Consider the following 16,999-nt stretch of genomic DNA (forward strand, 5'->3'; position numbering starts at 1 on the left):
GCGCGCAAGGAGTTCTCACTGATCCTCGTATCCTGCCGCCGCGAACATCTCACCGAACGGAGTGCTGGGAACAGTGAACAACGACGAGTCGTCGACAGCGAGTTGCCAGCCCACTGCTTCGAGCGCTTCCACACCGTTTTCGGCGACCATCTTCTCGAGTGCCTGCGCCAGATCCGGCTCGTCCTCGACATCCGCCTGCCACACCGTCAGCTCACCGTCTTCGACGGCAACCGCGACCAGATCCCCAGCCGTAAAGTTTGCCAATGCCCCGCGGGGCAAGACAACAACACGGCGACTGAGAACAGCATCAATCCCACGCTCTCGCAACAAGTCTTGTTCGAACTCCGCTTCGAAAACTCGAGCTTCGCCGCCGATGCTCGACGCGAAACGCAGCACCGGTTCGAGGTCGGGCGTCGCCTCGAGCACCTCCGACGCGATCTCGACATCGCTGAGTCGGTGTGTGAACACCAACCCTTCGAGCAGTCCGTCGAGAGCGACGTACTGACCGCCGGGAAGGTACCCGATAATCGGATCATCAAGGTACTCGAGCACTTCCGCGATGTCTGACGGAGAGCCGAACTCACTGACGCACTGCGCCCATTCTTCGAGACCGAGCGGACCGCGCTCACGCAGAGCGGTCATCGCAGCAGTAGCGAGGGCATTGTCGTCGACTTCGTTCACCACCCAATAGTAGGCGAGCGCGGAGGCTCGCCCGCCTGCCCCGACTAGCCGAGGCCGCTGACCCCTTCACCCAGAACCATCGCGCCGAGCAGAGCCAAGATCACCGTCATCATGACGGCGTTGTTGGCAGCCATCCACGACTTTGCCGAGTCCAGCATCGACGCGGCGCGCTCGCCGAATACAAGGTTGACCACAACCGGTGCAGCTACGGCGATGCTCGCAACAATCGTGAACACAACGGCGGCGATGGCTTGCTCTGCCACGACGTAGGTTCCGGCGGCAATGGCCGCGCCTCCCGCGACGGCAAGGGCAGCATTCTTGGGATTGGCCGCTGAGAGCAACGCGATTCCCAGGGATTTCAGCGGGCTGAGCGAGCCGACACTCGTCATCCACTTCGGTTGCGTCGGTTCTTCGCCGTCTCGCGGTCGCGATCGCCATTGCCTGAATGCGAGAGCGAAGAGGACTAACCCCAGCACTATCCGAACGATACTTGCCCATCGTGTGGTCTCTGTTTCGGGCACAGCCGTGTCGACGAAAGCGATAGTCAGCGCCACCACGGTTCCGATGCCCACAACCCAGCCGAGAATGAATGCCGCAACCGAGCGTCGAGCACCCGCAGTGACCAGCATGAGAACCACAACTGCCATCGGCACGGACACAACCGCCAAGCCGACTGCAACGGGCAATGATTGACCTAGCGCATGCAGCACGTGGGTCCTCTCGGTTAGTTAGCGCTCATAGCCCTTGCGCATATCATCTACTATCCGAGGCTGGTCGAGCGTCGACGGTTCCATGTCGCGGCGTGGACGGTCCCGCGGGAAGACGGAAGCCGACGCCAATGTGGGTTCGTCGAGAAAGCGCAATTCCGGAGCGCCGTCAGGCAAACGCAATTCCGGTGGCGCTCCGCCCACTTGGGCGAGTACGTATCCCCAGTCACCAAAACTGGGAACAAACACGTGGTACGGGGAGACCCCGAGACCGACGGCGGACACTGTCGACACTGTTCGCCAGTAGGCATCGGGCGTCGAATACGGACTGCCGGACTGGACGACCATCAATCCGCCCGGATTGAGTACGGCCGCGGCCAGACCGTAGAACTCCATCGAATAGAGCCTGCCCAATGCCGGGGTGTCAGGATCGGGGAGATCGACGATCACGGAGTCGAAGCCGGGTTGATGCGTCTCACGCAACCACCGAAATGCGTCGTCGAGGACAACGTGCACTCGTGAGTCTTCGAGTGCGCCGCCGTTCAACGATCGCAGTCGAGTGTTCGCCAGTTCGATAACGGCAGGATCGAGCTCCACCTGCACAATTTCCGCAACGCTGTGCATCCGCAACACTTCCCGTGCTGCAAGTCCGTCTCCCCCACCCAAGATCAACACCCGTTGTGGGTTGTTCGTGAGCGCCGGATACACCAGGGACTCCGTGTAGCGATGTTCGTCGACACTCGAGAATTGGAGATCTCCGTCGAGGAAGAGCCGGACGTCGTTCTTACGTTCCGTGACAACAATTTCTTGATACTGCGATCGCGATGCCGCAACCACGGGGTCCGTATACAGACGCTGACGGGCCGTGATTTCGATGTCGGAGGCGGCGATCAACAACCATCCGATCAGGCTCGCGGCCAACAGCATTGCCGCAACAGCAATCAGTCGGGCGCGCAGGCTGAGCTGCCACCGCAGCAGAATCAAGGCAACCACAGCCGCGGCGACGCGGTTGATCATTCCGGTAATTGCTGCGCCCCGGATCATCCCGACCCACGGCAACAAGACAAACGGCCAGAGCAACCCGCCGATCAGCGCACCCAAGTAGTCCGCTGCATTCAGATTGGCGAGCACTTTTCCGGCACTTTGTGCGTCGTTGTCGGTGCGTCCGGATTGCAGCAACGTCATCAGCAGTGGCACTTCCGCACCCACGAGAATGCCGATCAGTGCCGTGGCAGCAACAAGAACTGCCCCGCTGGAACCAAAGAACGTGAAGGTGACGTAGAGCGTGACCGCGCTGAATCCACCGATGATGCCGAGCAGAATCTCCACTGTCACAAAGGAAATAGCCGCGTGCCCCAACAACGGTTTGGCGGCAAGGGCCCCGATGCCGAGCGCCGCAACAAATCCGGCCACGATCAGTGACGTCTGCGTGATTCCGCCGCCAGTGAGACTGACGGACAGAGTGAGCAGTGCCAACTCGTAGATCAGTCCGCAGGCAGCACAGGCAGCGACGGCGGCGAGGAGCAGCACCCGCGCCCGGGCAGTGAGCACAGTCCGTGAATCGGTGACAATCATCAGGTGAGAGCAGCGGCGTTCACCAAGCCGATGGACAGCAGGGTCACGCCCACCGCCCAGGCCGCACCGCACATCTTCGGATCCTGCACCAGCGCAACCAACTTACCCGGCAGAAACGCGTTCATCAGTCGCAGTGCAATGGCCTGAAGAACAATTGCGAACAGACCGTACACAGCTGAATCCGCAAGCCCCTGGGCAAATCCGTCGGAACTGGTGAGAATGGCGGTCACGACGATGATGGCAAGCGCAAGATGGTTGGCGCCCAGAAGAATTGCCGCATTCGGATTCTTGTCGACGTACACCTGGTGGCGGAGATTGCCCGGCGTCATGAGATCGAGAACCAGAAATCCGGTGGCCAGAACAGCAACTCCGACTACGAAGTACGCCAGCGTCCCCAGAACACCACCGACCAGCAGAGCTGGGTCAACAGTGCCGATTTCCACAGTTTCAGAAGCAAGGTTGGCGTTCAAGAAGTTCTCCTGAGTTCAGTCCGATTGTCACTCGATATGGTCATTTGGCGCTGCCCGATCCACCGCTGCCGCTGCCGCCACCGGCCGGTGATCCGGGATTGAATCCCGGTCCCAAATAGGCATATCCGCCACTGCGGTATGTGCCGTTGATGTCTTCGACCCTGATGGTGCTTCCCCCGGCGGCCGCGCTGACGGTCACGATATCGTCGTCGTAACGCAGGTACTCATTGCCGCCGTCGGCACTGCGGGCCGCAGGTTCTTCCGCATCGACGATCCGCGACACCGTCGTACCGACAGGATCTTTCGACGAATACACAGCGACGTCGCCGGTTTGCGAACTCTTGGAATAATTGTCCGCAATGAAGTCCTTGACCGCGTTGCCGCACGAGGACAGCACACATGCCATGGCGATCATGACGGGAACAACCCATTTCCTACCGATCACGGATGCCACCTACTTCTGGTCTTCACAATCACTCCAGTCCCCTCCCCTGGGTACAAATGCCAACTCTGCCAAGCCCATCCATGCCCCAGGCTGCTGCCGAACAACACCGTGACAGCGGTGTCGTCGCCGGGAAACGAACCGCAAATCCAACCATCGGCCGCTGCCTGCACTTTCAAGCGGGAGGCCTCGGCAACGAACTCTGTTCGGTCGAGAGTCTGCGTGGAAGATTCGAAACGATACGGTCCGAGAACTTCAGCACCCGGCAGTGGATCGCCACCAGCTGCGACCGCATCGCAGGACACCTGCTCGGTCAATGTTTCACCACCCGAGCGCGCGGTGACTACGTGCGATGCCCCCAGCACCCCCAAAGTCAAAGCACCGTCATCTGTTTCGATAACAAGCTGGGCCAAGGCCGGTGGCGCCGGTGCGTCCACCACAAGGCCGAGCGCAGACGCATCCACATCAGTGGGCTCCACGTCGAGGAGATGAACACTCACTGCGGCGGGCCGGAATGTATGACGGTCAACTCTGCACGGGTGACTGCGCGACCGGTGGAAACCTCCCACGACTGGCCGCGAGCCCACTTCTCGAATGCAATGAGCCCGGTCTTGTCGGCAGTTGCATAGTCGGCGTAGTCCATCACACCCGACGGTGCGGTGCCTGTGGTGCCCTCGGCAGTGAACCGTGCGGTTCCACTTTCGATCCTGCGGTGCACCTTGTCGTCGAGAATGACGTCGCCATTCGGTTCGAGGTTGGTGCCCTCGCGCCGCATCCACAGCGTCATCTCGAGTTCACCCTCGTCATCTTCGACGGTCAGCCAGCGGCGGCCGGTCGAACCGTCGAGAAGGTGCTCGCGCCAGATGTACCCTTCCTCGTCGAGGATGATGGTCCCGCGAACCACGTGGTCGATCCCCGCGTAGGTGATGATGTCTCCGACACCGATCTTGTGGGGGTCGTATACCTCCGGATAGTCCGCAAGCGGGTCTACACGCCCCACCGGAGCGCTCTTACGGCCGCGCAGAACCACGAAGGCCACTGCCGCGATCACAACAAGTATCAGTACAACTATCAGCACGTTCGTCAACGGTCACTCCGTAATCGTCGGGCTCGGCAAGGGCGCCGGGGCAATACCCTACCGATCGCTACTCGCCCGAGCGCCCGTACGTCGCTGCGCCCGATCCCGTTCGATGCCATTTCGGACAAAAGGCCGTGTATACCCGGTCGACATTGCCCTGAAACCCGTTGAACGGATTCACTTTCGATATGGATATCTCGGAATCCTCGAGCGTCCTCGCGCGTTGAACAACTATGGCCAATTACAAAACAGTCAATCCCGCGACAGGTGAAACCGTCAGGGAATTCGATACTTTGGATGACGCCGGAGTGGAAGCCGCACTGGAGAAGGTTCACAACGGCTATCTGAACTGGAGAAAGAGTGCGCCGACACAACGGGCACAGATACTGACCAGAACCGCCGAACTGTACAACGAACGCGCCGACGAACTGGCGCGCATGATCGCCCTGGAAATGGGAAAACCCGTTCGCGAAGCCAAGGGCGAGGTACAACTGTCCGCCGCGATCTACCAGTGGTACGCCGATCACGGACCGTCATTGCTCGCTGAAGAACGACTCGACGTTCCCGGCGCCGAAGAATCGGTGGTGTACCGACGTCCGATCGGCGCGCTCGTCGGCGTGATGCCGTGGAACTATCCCTACTACCAGGTCGCACGGTTTGCGGCGCCCAATCTCATGCTCGGAAACACTGTCATCCTCAAGCACGCGTCCAACTGTCCTCAATCTGCGCTGCTGATGGAAGAGATCCTGCAGCAGGCCGGCCTGCCGGAGGATGCGTACGTGAACGTTTTTGCGACCAACGAGCAGATTGCCGACATGATCGCAGACCCCCGCGTGCAAGGTGTCTCGTTGACCGGAAGCGAACGCGCCGGAACCAGCGTCGCGGAAACTGCGGGGCGCAACCTCAAGAAGGTGGTACTCGAACTCGGCGGCTCGGACGTGTTCATCGTCCTCGACTCCGACGACATGGACGCCACCGTCAAGGCCGCAGCCAAGGCTCGCTTGTCCAACGCCGGTCAGGCGTGCAACGCGGCCAAACGATTCATCGTGGTCGAGGACTTCTACGACGATTTCACGCAGAAACTGACCGCGTCGTTCCAATCTGTCACGGCCGGTGATCCGTTGGAAGCGGATACGGTTCTCGGGCCGCTCTCGTCCCAGAGCGCGGCAGATACATTGCTCGAGCAGATCCAAGACGCCGTCGACAAGGGAGCAACCCTCCTGACGGGCGGCGCGAAGATCGACCGCCCCGGCGCCTACGTTCAACCGACATTGCTCACCGATGTCACCCCGGACATGCGCGCCTACAGCGAGGAACTCTTCGGGCCGGCCGGGGTGGTGTACAAGGTCAAGTCAGCGAATGACGCCGTCGACCTTGCCAATTCGTCGGTCTACGGGCTGAGCGGATCCGTCTGGAGTAGCGACCTGGATGCTGCGCGTGCAGTCGCCGCAGATCTCGACGTCGGAATGGCCTTTGTCAACGAACACGGCACAACGCTGCCCGGTCTTCCCTTCGGCGGAGTCAAGCGCTCGGGAGTCGGACGTGAGCTCGGTCCTTGGGGTATGGACGAATTCGCCAACAAGAAGTTGATCCGCGTGTCCAAGAAATAAGTTCGCTTACGTTCGACCAGACAACCTTTCGACGGCGGCCGGATAGTCGGCCAGAATATGATCGCGCGCGTCGTAGAGATACCGCTGCAGCAATTCGACCGCCGTCGCATTGTCGCCGGCTTTCAACGCACTGTGTATCTCGTGATTGCGAGCGAGGTACGGCGAGTGGAATCGGTGTGCGTCGTCCATGACGTGAAAGACCAGACGCAGTTCGTTCCACACACCGCCCATCAGTTCGTCGATCCTGCTGCTGTTGCTCAAACCCGCGATCGCGCGATGGAAATGAATGTCGGCTGTTCCGACGCCGGTCCAGTCGTCGGCGGCCAGACGTTCTTCGGCGAGATCGAGGGCGGCGGAGACGTCATCGAGATTGCCTGTTTCCGGATCGAAGTCTCGCACTCCCGCCGACTCGACTACCCGACGGCAGATGTACAACTCGGCGATGTCCTCAGCAGACGGGACTCGCACAAATACGCCACGGTTGAGTTCGTGTGAAACCAACCGGTCTTCGATCAGGATCTGGAACGCCTCGCGCACGGTGTTTCGGGAGACGTCCAGTGCTGCGCAGATGTCGGGCTCGGACAGTCGTGCGCCGGGACGGAAGCTTCCGTCGATGATCAGCTCGCGCAGAATCCCGGCGACCCGAGCCGTCCGGCTGGTGCGCTCGAGAAGCCCTCGATGGGCGGCCAACGCGGCGTGTGCATCCTCTTTCGGAGGATTCAGGCTGGTCAAGTGCACTCCTAGTCGTTTGTCGCTGCCCTCATCATAGTGAGAGCGGGGCGTCCGGACCGCTTGCGACTGCCCCCAAAAGTTTCCGTCAGATTAATTATCCCTTCATGGTATTGCAGGATCGTTGAACGATTTTGTACGTTAAGGGTCCTGACATTCCATCTTCACGCGAGGTACCGATGACCGTTCCGATTCAAACCGAAGGTGCCCCTCCGCGCCCGTTCGACTGGTTCCGCACGCTTGGACCGAAGGGCAAGAAGGCATTCGTCGGCGCTTTCGGCGGCTACGGCCTCGACTCGTACGACTTCCAGGTGCTCCCTCTCGGGTTGGCCGCGATTGCCGCGTACTTCTCGATCACGACGGGACAGGCCGGTCTGCTGACCACTGTCACGCTGGTGGTCTCCGCGCTCGGCGGTGTCCTCGCCGGCATCCTGGTGGACCGCATCGGACGCGTCCGCACCTTGCAGGTAACGGTCGCGACCTACACGATCTTCACGGTCCTGTGCGGTTTTGCACCCAACTTCGAGACGCTGCTCATCTTCCGCGCGTTCCAGGGTCTGGGCTTCGGCGGTGAATGGGCTGCCGGCGCAATTCTGGTAGCCGAATACGCAAAGCCCGAGTACCGCGGCCGAGCAGTCGCCTTCGTTCAGAGCGCCTGGGCGGTGGGCTGGGGCTTGTCGGTCATCATCTACACAATCGTCTTCCAGCTCTTCGATCCCGACATCGCGTGGCGCGTTCTGTTCTGGACCGGAGTGATCCCCGCGTTCCTCATCATCTGGGTACGTCGCAACCTCAAGGACCCGGAAGAAATCACCGAGAAGCGTGAGAAGAAATCCGACCGGGGTTCCTTCCTCGCCATCTTCCGTGGCCCGATGCTCAAGACCACCGTCTTTGCCTCACTGCTCGCCACCGGCGTCCAGGGCGGTTACTACACACTCGCGTCGTGGCTTCCGACTTACCTGAAGAACTCACGCGGCCTCGACGTCGTGGGCACCGGCGGCTATCTCGCGATCCTCATCAGCGGCGCATTCCTCGGATACGTCAGCGGCGGAATCCTCACCGACAAGCTCGGCCGTAAGCGAACCATGCAGTTGTTCGCCACCTTGTCTGCCATCTTCATGGTGCTTTACACCCAGGTTCCCGACGGGGCCAACACCCTCATCATGATTCTCGGATTCCCCCTGGGCTTCTGCACGTCGGCGATCTTCAGCGGATTCGGTTCGTTCCTCTCGGAGCTCTACCCGACCGCGCACCGCGGTACGGGACAGGGATTCACGTACAACTTCGGTCGCGCAGTCGGTGCCGTGTTCCCCGCCATCGTCGGGTTCCTCGCAGCCAGCAGCCTGGGCATCGGCGGTGCCATGATCTTCGGCGCCATCGGCTACGGCATCGCTGTCCTGGCACTCTTCGGACTACCCGAAACCCTGGGACGCCAACTCAACTGATCGGTGTCGACGAACTGATCGGCGTTGTCGAACTGATCGGCGTTTGCAGGAAAGAGGATTGGACTTCACCATGATCGAGAATCGCACCAACCCGGATCCACGCTCGGCTCGGGCAGGATTTCGAGCCGGAGCCGTGTTCCCCACGTCCGGAATCGCACCGGGCTTCGCGCAGACCAATCTCATTGCCGTTCCCAAGGACTGGGCATACGACGTTCTGCTCTTCACCCAGCGGAACCCCAAGCCCTGCCCGGTACTCGACGTCACCGATGCCGGAGAATTCACGACGATTCTCGCGCCTGGCGCGGACATCAGGACCGATTTTCCGCTCTACCGCGTCTGGGTCGACGGCAAACTTAGCGACGAGATTCCGGATGCGACGCAGTACTGGCGCGACGATCTGGTGGCATTCCACATCGGCTGCAGCTTCACCTTCGAACATCCTCTGATGGCTGCCGGGATTCCGCTTCGCCACGTCGAGCAGAATCGAAACGTCCCGATGTACATCACGAATCGTGAGTGCCGGCCTGCCGGACGGGTCAGCGGGCCGACAGTGGTGTCGATGCGTCCCGTCCCCGCCGATCAGGTCGAAAGTGCCCGTTCCATCACCGCCCGCATGCCCGCGGTTCACGGTGCACCGATCCACATCGGCGATCCGGCCGAACTCGGCATCGCCGACTTGAGCCGCCCCGACTTCGGCGATGCCGTGGAGCTTGCGCCCGGCGACGTACCGATGTTCTGGGCGTGCGGTGTCACTCCGCAAGCTGCGGTCATGGCGTCGAAACTCCCGTTCGCCATCACCCACGCTCCCGGGCATATGCTGGTGACAGACGCCCCGGACAGCGATTACACCCTGGATCTGGCATGAATATCGACCTCAATTGCGATCTCGGAGAAGGCTTCGGGGATTGGCGCATGGGCGATGACGCTGCGCTCCTCGACATCGTGACGAGCGCCAATATCGCGTGCGGATTCCATGCCGGCGACGCAGCGACCATGCGGCGAACCTGCGAGATGGCGGTCGAACATTCGGTATCCATCGGAGCGCACATCGGTTTTCGCGATCTGGTCGGGTTCGGGCGACGGCACATCGACATCACGCCAGGCGATCTGAAGGACGAAACCCTCTACCAGATCGGCGCACTGGCAGGATTTGCCCACACCGCGGGGTCTTCCGTCACCTACGTCAAGCCCCACGGCGCGCTCTATCACTCCGCATCGAAGAGCCCCGAACTCGCCGACGCTATCGTGATCGCCATGACCGAATTCTCGAATCGCCTTGCGCTGCTGGGACCACCACAGTCTCAGCTGCAGAAAGCTGCCGAGGCACACGGCGTCGACTTTGTTGCCGAAGGATTCGCTGATCGCACGTACACGCGGTTCGGGACACTGACCCCGCGAAGTGAATCCGGTGCGGTCATCTCCGATCCGAACGCCGCGACGGCACAGGCGATCGACTTGGCCAGTAGCGGAACAGTACTCACGTCCGACGGGATCACCATCCCGATGTCGGTGAAAAGTATTTGTGTTCACGGTGATTCGCCCGGCGCAGTTGCCATGGCCACTTCCATCAAGGCTGGGCTGATCAACTCCCGCATTCGGGTGGAGTCGTTCGCATGAGTCACCCGACAATCCTCCCGGCCGGTGAACACGCGCTTCTGGTGGACCTCGACACCGAAGCCGATGTTCTTGCGTTCACCCATGCGCTCACACACAACACTCCGGCCGGAGTGGAGGATTTCCTGCCTGCCGCACGCACGGTTCTCGTGACCTGCCTGCCGACAGCAAATGTGGCACATGTGCTTCATCACCTGAACGAGTTGACGCGCACCATGTCCGCGGCAATCCCGGACGAGCGCGGCGACGAACCACCGTTCACCATCAATGTCCGCTACGACGGTCCCGACCTCGACGACGTGGCAAGGATCCTGAAAATGAGCCGCGCCGAGGTCATTTCAGCTCACACCTCGGCCGTATGGCGATGCGCCTTCATCGGGTTCGCGCCTGGCTTTGCCTATCTGACCTCAGGAGATGCTCGCCTCGACGTCCCGCGCCGAACACAATCGCGGACTGCCGTTCCCGCCGGCGCCGTTGCCCTGGCCGGCGGATACAGCGCGGTGTACCCGCGAGCCTCCCCGGGCGGATGGCAGATCATCGGCAGTACCGACGCCGTGATGTGGGATTTGGATGCCACACCCCCGGCCGCAGTCCAGCCGGGCCGGCGCGTGCGATTCGTGAACGAGGACAAACTGTGACCGGTCTGGAGATACTCGAAACCGGTCCGCTGAGCTTGATCCAGGACCTCGGCCGGACCGGTCATCTACGCTCCGGCGTCGGCGTGTCCGGCGCTGCTGACAGGCGGTCATTGCGGCTCGGCAATCGACTGGTCGGTAACTCCGAAGATGCTGCCGGAGTGGAAATTCTGATGGGTGGTCTGAGTCTTCGCGCGCATCAGCAGATCACCCTCGCATTCACCGGAGCCCCCGCGCAGGCGTACCTCGACGGCATTCCTGTGGGGCATTCGAGCGTCGTCGTCGCGGGGCCCGGCCAGGTGGTCCGCTTGGATTACGCACCCAGCGGACTACGGACGTACCTGAGCATCCGGGGCGGAATCGCAGTACCCGAAATTCTCGGATCACGCAGTACCGACACACTTTCCGGGATCGGGCCGGCACCACTCAAGCCCAACGACGTACTACCGATCGGGCCAACTCCCGTTGTTTTTCCGCTCGTGGACGTGGCGCCTGTTCCGGCGGTTTCGAACGGAACACTCGACATCAAGGTGATCTTCGGGCCGCGCGCGGATCGATTCTCCAATCCGGAAACCTTGATGCAGGGGCGATGGGCGGTCTCGACAGACTCCGATCGCATCGGAGCCAGACTCGATCGCGTCGGCGATGACGCACTCCTGCAGCGGGCCGACGGACTCGAGTTGCCCACAGAAGGCGTTGCACTCGGTTCCATCCAGGTTCCGCCCAGCGGCCAGCCCGTCATTTTCCTGGCAGATCACCCCATCACCGGCGGATATCCCGTGGTCGGCGTGGTGACCGACGCGGATATCGACCGACTAGGCCAAGCCCGTCCGGGTCAGCAGATCAGGTTCACCGGTATCTGAAGGTAATTAACTCAGTCGGACAAGGCATTACCAGTCAATTCCGGGTAGACCTGCTCGACGCAGTCGCGCCGGGTGTACATGTCCCAGTAGCGTTCGGCGATGTCATCCGGGTCGACAATCGGAAATTCGATACCGTCGAAGGCCGTGGCATTGTCCGCCGCGTCCGGTACGACGGGGGCATTCTCGCTGCGGGCGATTCCCGCTGCGATCGCCAGAGTCCCGGCGTAGACGCCGGTATCGGCCAGTTCGGCGTTGAGTGAGTACAGGTAATTGCGGGCGGCGGCCATGACAGGTCCGGGTCCACTGAAGTTCGGACTCGGCACTACAGCGGAAAAGCCCTGCGTCAACAGGAAAGCGCCGTCGCCACGTTCGACCATTTCCGGCAACACTGCTTGGACTATCTCTACCGGGGTGAGCAAGAACAGTGGAATCAGCGCTTGCAGAGCGGTCGCGTCCAGTTCGGTGGCCGGGGTGAACCCGAGGCCAGCGGGGACCGGGCCGTACCCGACTACATCGATCCTGCCGAACCTGGCCCGAATGGCGTCCACGACTGCGGGGACCTGAGATGGCTCGGTCAGATCCGCCGGAAAAGCCGCAGCCTCGATGCCGTCGTCGGCGAGTTGGCTGACGAGTGCGTCCAGCCTTTCCTGTCTCCGGGCTATCAGGGCGACGCGGAAGCCTTCGCGGCCGAAACGGCGAGCCATCGAGATGCCAAGACCGGTACCGGCGCCGAAGACGGCGATCACTTTCGACATGTAAGTCTCCTTGCTATCAGCTTAAGTTGACCAATGGGTCAACTTGTTTTCACAGTAGCATCTAATTTGAACCCATGGTCAACTTAATCGGTTCGAAATGATGCGAGCATGTAGGTAACGAGCCGGGACCAGGAGGAACAACAGGATGCGGGCCGACGCGGAACGAAACGCAAGCAAGCTGCGAGCAGCCGCAGCCGAGCTCTTTCACGAGCGCGGTCTTCAGGTACCACTGAAGGAGATCGCCGGCCGGGCCGGCGTCAGCCACGGCACCCTCTACAACCTCTTCGGCAGCCGCGAAGCCCTCATCGACGACGTTGTGGTCGACCTCGCCGCCGACCGATTCGACGAGGTCGCCGCGCATGCCCTGGCCTGCGAAGATGCGTGGGCGGGGTTCGTCTACTACGTCGAGAAGATCAGCGAGATGCAGGCCACCGATCCCATGCTCGCCGATGTACTGAGCGGGCGCTACCCCGGCGCCGAGCGCCTGATGGCCCTGTGCGACCGGGCACACGGATCCGCTACCGCGATCATGGAACGGGCTCAGCTTGCCGGAATGCTTCGTCCGGATTTCACCGGAGAGGACTTCGCCCTCACTTTCGGCGCCCTTACCCAGCTCGCGCGAGCCGGCTCGGATGTCGCCCCGGACGTCTGGCGCCGCAGCGTCGCATTTCTACTCGACGGATTACGTGTCGAGGCCGCCCGACATCCGCTCCCGGTCGTCCCGCTGTCACCACCTCAGGTGTACGAAGTGCTGGGCAGGCTCAACGGGAAACAATAGGGCCGGCTGCAACTCGCGGTCCGCACACTTTCGCCACATGTCACTTCCGAAACTGACACGGCGATCCGCTTTACGGCGCTGTGAACACGTCGGTGCCGTGACAAATTCAGATGTTATGGTCGGTTCTGAGCAATCGGAGTAAGGAAGATCAGACATGGTTGGTGAACTCGACATCTCCGGGTAAGACCCGGTTTTGACGGCCACCGGTAGGCGCTAAGCGAGCGCCGCCGCCGTGGCCATGTCGTCGTTCACCACATCATTTCTTTTCGCGGAGCAGCTTTGACGTGCCCGCGCGACACCCGAGGTCTCATCATGTCCGATGCATATATCGTCTGTTCACAACTGTCGTTCGCCTGGCCGGACGACACACAGGTTTTCGAAGACCTGTCCTTCAGCGTGCCCGGTGGCCGGACCGGGCTGGTAGCTCCGAACGGCGCCGGAAAGAGCACCCTTCTCCGGTTGATCGCCGGTGAGCTGCCTCTAGGCGGTGGCCGTGTGTCCGTCGACGGCACGCTCGGGTACCTCCCGCAGAGCTTGCCGCTGACCGGAAACCTGACTGTTGCCGAGGTTTTGGGGATTGCACCGGTACTGGCGGCATTGGACTCGGTCGAGTCGGGGGATGCCGCCGAAGAGCACTTCACCACCATCGGCTCCGACTGGGACATCGAGGAACGAACCCGTGCCCAACTGGACCGTCTCGGTTTGGGGGAGTTGCCGTTCGACCGCAGACTGGCCACGCTCAGCGGCGGCCAGGTCGTCTCACTCGGTCTCGCTGCGCAACTGCTGCGCCGCCCCGACGTGCTGTTACTCGACGAGCCGACGAACAACCTCGATCTCGACGCACGGCACAAGCTATACGACGTCCTCGACGAGTGGAACGGGTGCCTGCTACTGGTCAGCCACGATCGTGTCCTGCTGGACCGCATGGACCGCATCGCGGAACTCGACGGCGGTGAGATCCGTTTCTACGGTGGAAATTTTACCGAATACGAAAGTTCCGTGGATGCCGCGCGGGAGGTTGCCGAGAAGAACATCCGCAATGCCGAGCAGGACGTCAAGCGGGAGAAACGGGAATTACAGCAGGCGCGTGAACGTGCCGCCCGCCGTGCAAGCAACGCAGCACGCAATCTGGGCAACGCCGGGCTGCCGAAGATCTTTGCCGGGACGATGAAACGTAATGCCCAGGAGTCTGCCGGTAAGGCGAACGAGACACATTCGGCCCGGGTCGAGTCTGCAAAAGCCCGACTCGACGCCGCCGGGCGCGCGTTGCGCGATGAACAACGAATCGCAGTGGAATTACCTGACACCAACGTTCCTTCCGGCCGTACGGTGTTCTCCGGCGACCGGATTCAATTCCGTTTCGGCGAGCGGGAGGTCTTCGCCGACGGCGGCGCAGACTTGGCGATACGCGGACCTGAGCGAATCGCGGTGACCGGTCCGAACGGTGCGGGCAAATCGACGTTGCTGAAGATCATCCGGGGCGAACTGACTCCGAGCGGCGGCGAGATCACCCGAGCAGAGGGCCGCGTCGCGTATGTGTCGCAGCGACTCGATCTACTCGATCTGAACCTCACCGTCGCGGAGAACTTGGCTGTCTTCGCGCCGGACATGCCGGCACCACAGCGGATGAACCTGTTGGCACGCTTCCTCTTTCGAGGATCGCGCGTGCACCTTCCGGTCGGGTCACTCTCCGGCGGCGAGCGACTGCGGGCGACTCTCGCGTGCGTACTGTTCACCGAGCCAGCACCTCAATTGTTGTTGCTGGACGAACCGACCAACAATCTCGACCTGGTCAGTGTCGCGCAACTGGAAAGCGCACTCAATGCCTATCAGGGCGCCTTCGTGGTGGTCAGCCATGACGAACGGTTCCTGTCCGAGGTGAAGGTCGAGCGCTGGTTGCGGTTGTCGGACGGACGCTTACGCGAAGTCGCCGCACCGGCCGCCCTCACTCCCGGTGGTGCGCATGCCTGAAACAGCTTTGATTGCACAAGGTCTCGTCCGCACACTCGGCGCGCGGCGAGTGCTCGACGGCATCTTCCTCACTGCAGCACCTGGTGATCGGATCGGTCTCATCGGCGAGAACGGTGTCGGAAAGTCGACCCTGCTGAGAGTGCTCGCCGGCGCGGACGAACCCGACGCAGGCAGTGTGGAGCGGCCGGCCGACCTCGGGTTCCTACAGCAGGAAATGGTGTACGGCAACGACACGACTATTGCCGACGTGCTCGACGCCGCCCTTCACCATGCGCGCGCGATAGTCGCCGAAATCGACAGACTTGCACAGGAACTCAGCCGCGCGCCCGAAGATCCGCCCGTGCTCGATGCCTACGCGGAATGCCTCGCACGGGCGCAGCGGCACGAGGTCTGGGACGCGGACCGTCGCGCCGAGATGATTCTCGCCGGTCTCGGGCTCGCGAACACACCACACCACCGCAGCCTTGCGTCGTTGTCGGGTGGACAACGTAGCCGGCTGGCGTTGGCGGCGTTGATGGTTCGGCGGCCGTCGGCGTTGTTGCTCGACGAGCCGACCAACCACCTCGACGACGACGCGGCAAAGTTTCTCGCCGAACATTTGTGCAGCTTGCCCGGGGTCGTCCTCGTGGCCAGCCATGACCGGGCGTTCCTCGACGCCGTCTGCACGGATCTCATCGACCTCGATCCGGCGATGGACGGTCCTACCCGATACGGCGGTAACTACACCACCTACCTGCTGCAGAAACGGGCTGAACGGGAACGCTGGCAACGGCGTTTCGACGAAGAACAGAAGGATGCGGATGCGTTGCGCCACGCGGCCGGAGTGAGCGCATACGAGGTTGCGCCGAATCACGTGAAACGCGACAACGAAAAGATGGGATACGGTCACGCCGGAGGGCGAGTGCAGAACCAGATCGCTCGCCGCGTTCGGAGCGCTACCCGCAGGCTGGAAAAGCTCGAACGAGACCGGATTGCCGAACCCCCGCAAGCTCTTCGGTTCAATCCCCGCCCGTTCGTCACGTCACCGCAGAGCGAATTCCTACTGTCATTGCGGGCGGTTCGAGTTCCGGGCCGAATGACGATGGGCAGTCTCGATATCACCCCCACCGATCGTCTACTCGTCACCGGAGCCAACGGCGCCGGGAAATCCACATTGCTAGCGGTACTCGCGGGTGCACTGGACCACACCGGCACCCTGACCCGAAAACCTGACCTGACGATTGGCCTGTTGGCTCAGGACACCACGTTCGATCGACCCGACCGCACTGCCCGAGAAATCTACGATCTGGCGCTCGGCGCGGAACTTGCCGAGTCGGTACCTCTGAATTCCCTTGGTCTGTTGTCGGTTCGAGATCAGGACGCGATGGTGGGTGAGTTGTCCGTCGGTCAGCGTCGACGACTGGCGCTGGCTCTGTTGGTGGCGCGCCCTCCGGAGTTGCTGCTTCTGGACGAGCCGACCAATCACCTGTCTCCGAGTTTGTGCGATGAGTTGGAGGAGGCTTTGGGGACCGGCTCCGGAGCCGTCGTTCTGGCCAGCCACGACCGGTGGCTACGATCCCGCTGGCACGGCAAGGAGGTCCGAATGCAGGGCCTGGAATCGCAGTAGGGCACTCGGGCCAGTTGTTGTCGGACCCAACCGTCACACT

The 16,999-nt window shown here is 61.9% G+C and carries 18 protein-coding genes; 9 read left to right on the forward strand and 9 right to left on the reverse strand.

Annotated elements, in window-relative coordinates:
- Positions 1 to 15 precede the first annotated feature (15 nt).
- From FFI94_RS34395 to FFI94_RS27200, 7 genes are read right to left on the reverse strand one after another with little or no spacing between them, the layout of a single operon-like run.
- Positions 16 to 681 carry a hypothetical protein gene (locus FFI94_RS34395; RefSeq protein ID WP_260684370.1) on the reverse strand — a complete coding sequence of 222 codons (666 nt, stop codon included), beginning with the start codon at positions 679 to 681 and terminating at the stop codon, positions 16 to 18.
- A gap of 44 nt (positions 682 to 725) precedes the next feature.
- On the reverse strand, positions 726 to 1,367 hold the full coding sequence (locus FFI94_RS27175; protein WP_260684371.1) for a GAP family protein: 642 nt from the start codon (positions 1,365 to 1,367) through the stop codon (positions 726 to 728).
- Positions 1,368 to 1,409: 42 nt separating this feature from the next.
- Positions 1,410 to 2,963 (reverse strand): polyamine aminopropyltransferase, encoded by a 1,554-nt coding sequence (locus FFI94_RS27180; RefSeq protein ID WP_138870549.1) that lies wholly within the window; start codon positions 2,961 to 2,963, stop codon positions 1,410 to 1,412.
- Positions 2,963 to 3,433, reverse strand: a complete 471-nt coding sequence (locus FFI94_RS27185) for a DUF350 domain-containing protein (protein WP_138870550.1) — start codon at positions 3,431 to 3,433, stop codon at positions 2,963 to 2,965. The genes FFI94_RS27180 and FFI94_RS27185 overlap by 1 nt, the downstream gene beginning before the upstream one ends.
- Positions 3,434 to 3,473: 40 nt before the next feature.
- On the reverse strand, positions 3,474 to 3,839 hold the full coding sequence (locus FFI94_RS27190) for a DUF4247 domain-containing protein (protein WP_397495585.1): 366 nt from the start codon (positions 3,837 to 3,839) through the stop codon (positions 3,474 to 3,476).
- 35 nt (positions 3,840 to 3,874) lie between these two features.
- Positions 3,875 to 4,375, reverse strand: coding sequence for a DUF2617 family protein (locus FFI94_RS27195; RefSeq protein WP_138870551.1), 501 nt, complete (start codon positions 4,373 to 4,375; stop codon positions 3,875 to 3,877).
- On the reverse strand, positions 4,372 to 4,962 hold the full coding sequence (locus tag FFI94_RS27200; protein ID WP_138870552.1) for a DUF4178 domain-containing protein: 591 nt from the start codon (positions 4,960 to 4,962) through the stop codon (positions 4,372 to 4,374). The genes FFI94_RS27195 and FFI94_RS27200 overlap by 4 nt, the downstream gene beginning before the upstream one ends.
- A 224-nt stretch (positions 4,963 to 5,186) precedes the next feature.
- Between FFI94_RS27200 and FFI94_RS27205 the strand changes: the two genes are divergently transcribed.
- Positions 5,187 to 6,563, forward strand: coding sequence for an NAD-dependent succinate-semialdehyde dehydrogenase (locus FFI94_RS27205; RefSeq protein ID WP_138870553.1), 1,377 nt, complete (start codon positions 5,187 to 5,189; stop codon positions 6,561 to 6,563).
- Positions 6,564 to 6,569: 6 nt separating this feature from the next.
- On the opposite strand, the gene FFI94_RS27210 is transcribed toward FFI94_RS27205, so the two are convergent.
- Positions 6,570 to 7,301 (reverse strand): GntR family transcriptional regulator, encoded by a 732-nt coding sequence (locus FFI94_RS27210; protein WP_138870554.1) that lies wholly within the window; start codon positions 7,299 to 7,301, stop codon positions 6,570 to 6,572.
- 170 nt (positions 7,302 to 7,471) lie between these two features.
- On the opposite strand from FFI94_RS27210, the gene FFI94_RS27215 reads away from it, so the two are divergent.
- The 5 genes from FFI94_RS27215 (at position 7,472) to FFI94_RS27235 (ending at position 11,849) form a co-directional block, all read left to right on the forward strand.
- Complete coding sequence (locus FFI94_RS27215) at positions 7,472 to 8,737, forward strand: MFS transporter (protein ID WP_138870555.1); 1,266 nt, start codon at positions 7,472 to 7,474, stop codon at positions 8,735 to 8,737.
- 70 nt (positions 8,738 to 8,807) lie between these two features.
- Positions 8,808 to 9,602, forward strand: a complete 795-nt coding sequence (locus FFI94_RS27220; RefSeq protein ID WP_138870556.1) for a putative hydro-lyase — start codon at positions 8,808 to 8,810, stop codon at positions 9,600 to 9,602.
- The gene (locus FFI94_RS27225) at positions 9,599 to 10,354 is read left to right on the forward strand and encodes a LamB/YcsF family protein (protein WP_138870557.1); all 756 of its coding nucleotides are present in this window, start codon (positions 9,599 to 9,601) and stop codon (positions 10,352 to 10,354) included. The genes FFI94_RS27220 and FFI94_RS27225 overlap by 4 nt, the downstream gene beginning before the upstream one ends.
- Positions 10,351 to 10,989 (forward strand): allophanate hydrolase subunit 1, encoded by a 639-nt coding sequence (locus FFI94_RS27230; RefSeq protein WP_138870558.1) that lies wholly within the window; start codon positions 10,351 to 10,353, stop codon positions 10,987 to 10,989. Before FFI94_RS27225 ends, FFI94_RS27230 begins: the two co-directional genes overlap by 4 nt.
- Entirely contained in the window at positions 10,986 to 11,849 is an 864-nt protein-coding gene (locus FFI94_RS27235) for a biotin-dependent carboxyltransferase family protein (RefSeq protein WP_138870559.1), read from the forward strand. Before FFI94_RS27230 ends, FFI94_RS27235 begins: the two co-directional genes overlap by 4 nt.
- A gap of 11 nt (positions 11,850 to 11,860) precedes the next feature.
- On the opposite strand, the gene FFI94_RS27240 is transcribed toward FFI94_RS27235, so the two are convergent.
- Positions 11,861 to 12,604 (reverse strand): SDR family oxidoreductase, encoded by a 744-nt coding sequence (locus FFI94_RS27240; protein WP_138870560.1) that lies wholly within the window; start codon positions 12,602 to 12,604, stop codon positions 11,861 to 11,863.
- Positions 12,605 to 12,749: 145 nt separating this feature from the next.
- Here FFI94_RS27240 and FFI94_RS27245 point away from each other — a divergent pair, with 145 nt between their 5' ends.
- From FFI94_RS27245 to FFI94_RS27255, 3 genes are all read left to right on the forward strand, one after another.
- Positions 12,750 to 13,382, forward strand: coding sequence for a TetR/AcrR family transcriptional regulator (locus FFI94_RS27245; protein WP_138870561.1), 633 nt, complete (start codon positions 12,750 to 12,752; stop codon positions 13,380 to 13,382).
- Positions 13,383 to 13,694: 312 nt separating this feature from the next.
- Complete coding sequence (abc-f, locus tag FFI94_RS27250; protein WP_138870562.1) at positions 13,695 to 15,353, forward strand: ribosomal protection-like ABC-F family protein; 1,659 nt, start codon at positions 13,695 to 13,697, stop codon at positions 15,351 to 15,353.
- On the forward strand, positions 15,346 to 16,959 hold the full coding sequence (locus FFI94_RS27255; RefSeq protein ID WP_138870563.1) for an ABC-F family ATP-binding cassette domain-containing protein: 1,614 nt from the start codon (positions 15,346 to 15,348) through the stop codon (positions 16,957 to 16,959). The genes abc-f and FFI94_RS27255 overlap by 8 nt, the downstream gene beginning before the upstream one ends.
- The last annotated feature ends 40 nt before the right edge of the window (positions 16,960 to 16,999 follow it).

The sequence above is a fragment of the Rhodococcus sp. KBS0724 genome (genome assembly GCF_005938745.2).
GTDB lineage: Bacteria > Actinomycetota > Actinomycetes > Mycobacteriales > Mycobacteriaceae > Rhodococcus_F.

Coding starts and splice junctions, on each gene's coding strand:
- FFI94_RS27180 (WP_138870549.1), bottom strand. CDS start 2,963: ATGATTGTCACCGATTCACGGACTGTGCTCACTGCCCGGGCGCGGGTG.
- FFI94_RS27190 (WP_397495585.1), bottom strand. CDS start 3,839: ATGGCATGTGTGCTGTCCTCGTGCGGCAACGCGGTCAAGGACTTCATT.
- FFI94_RS27205 (WP_138870553.1), top strand. CDS start 5,187: ATGGCCAATTACAAAACAGTCAATCCCGCGACAGGTGAAACCGTCAGG.
- FFI94_RS27215 (WP_138870555.1), top strand. CDS start 7,472: ATGACCGTTCCGATTCAAACCGAAGGTGCCCCTCCGCGCCCGTTCGAC.
- FFI94_RS27220 (WP_138870556.1), top strand. CDS start 8,808: ATGATCGAGAATCGCACCAACCCGGATCCACGCTCGGCTCGGGCAGGA.
- FFI94_RS27225 (WP_138870557.1), top strand. CDS start 9,599: ATGAATATCGACCTCAATTGCGATCTCGGAGAAGGCTTCGGGGATTGG.
- FFI94_RS27230 (WP_138870558.1), top strand. CDS start 10,351: ATGAGTCACCCGACAATCCTCCCGGCCGGTGAACACGCGCTTCTGGTG.
- FFI94_RS27240 (WP_138870560.1), bottom strand. CDS start 12,604: ATGTCGAAAGTGATCGCCGTCTTCGGCGCCGGTACCGGTCTTGGCATC.
- FFI94_RS27245 (WP_138870561.1), top strand. CDS start 12,750: ATGCGGGCCGACGCGGAACGAAACGCAAGCAAGCTGCGAGCAGCCGCA.
- abc-f (WP_138870562.1), top strand. CDS start 13,695: ATGTCCGATGCATATATCGTCTGTTCACAACTGTCGTTCGCCTGGCCG.
- FFI94_RS27255 (WP_138870563.1), top strand. CDS start 15,346: ATGCCTGAAACAGCTTTGATTGCACAAGGTCTCGTCCGCACACTCGGC.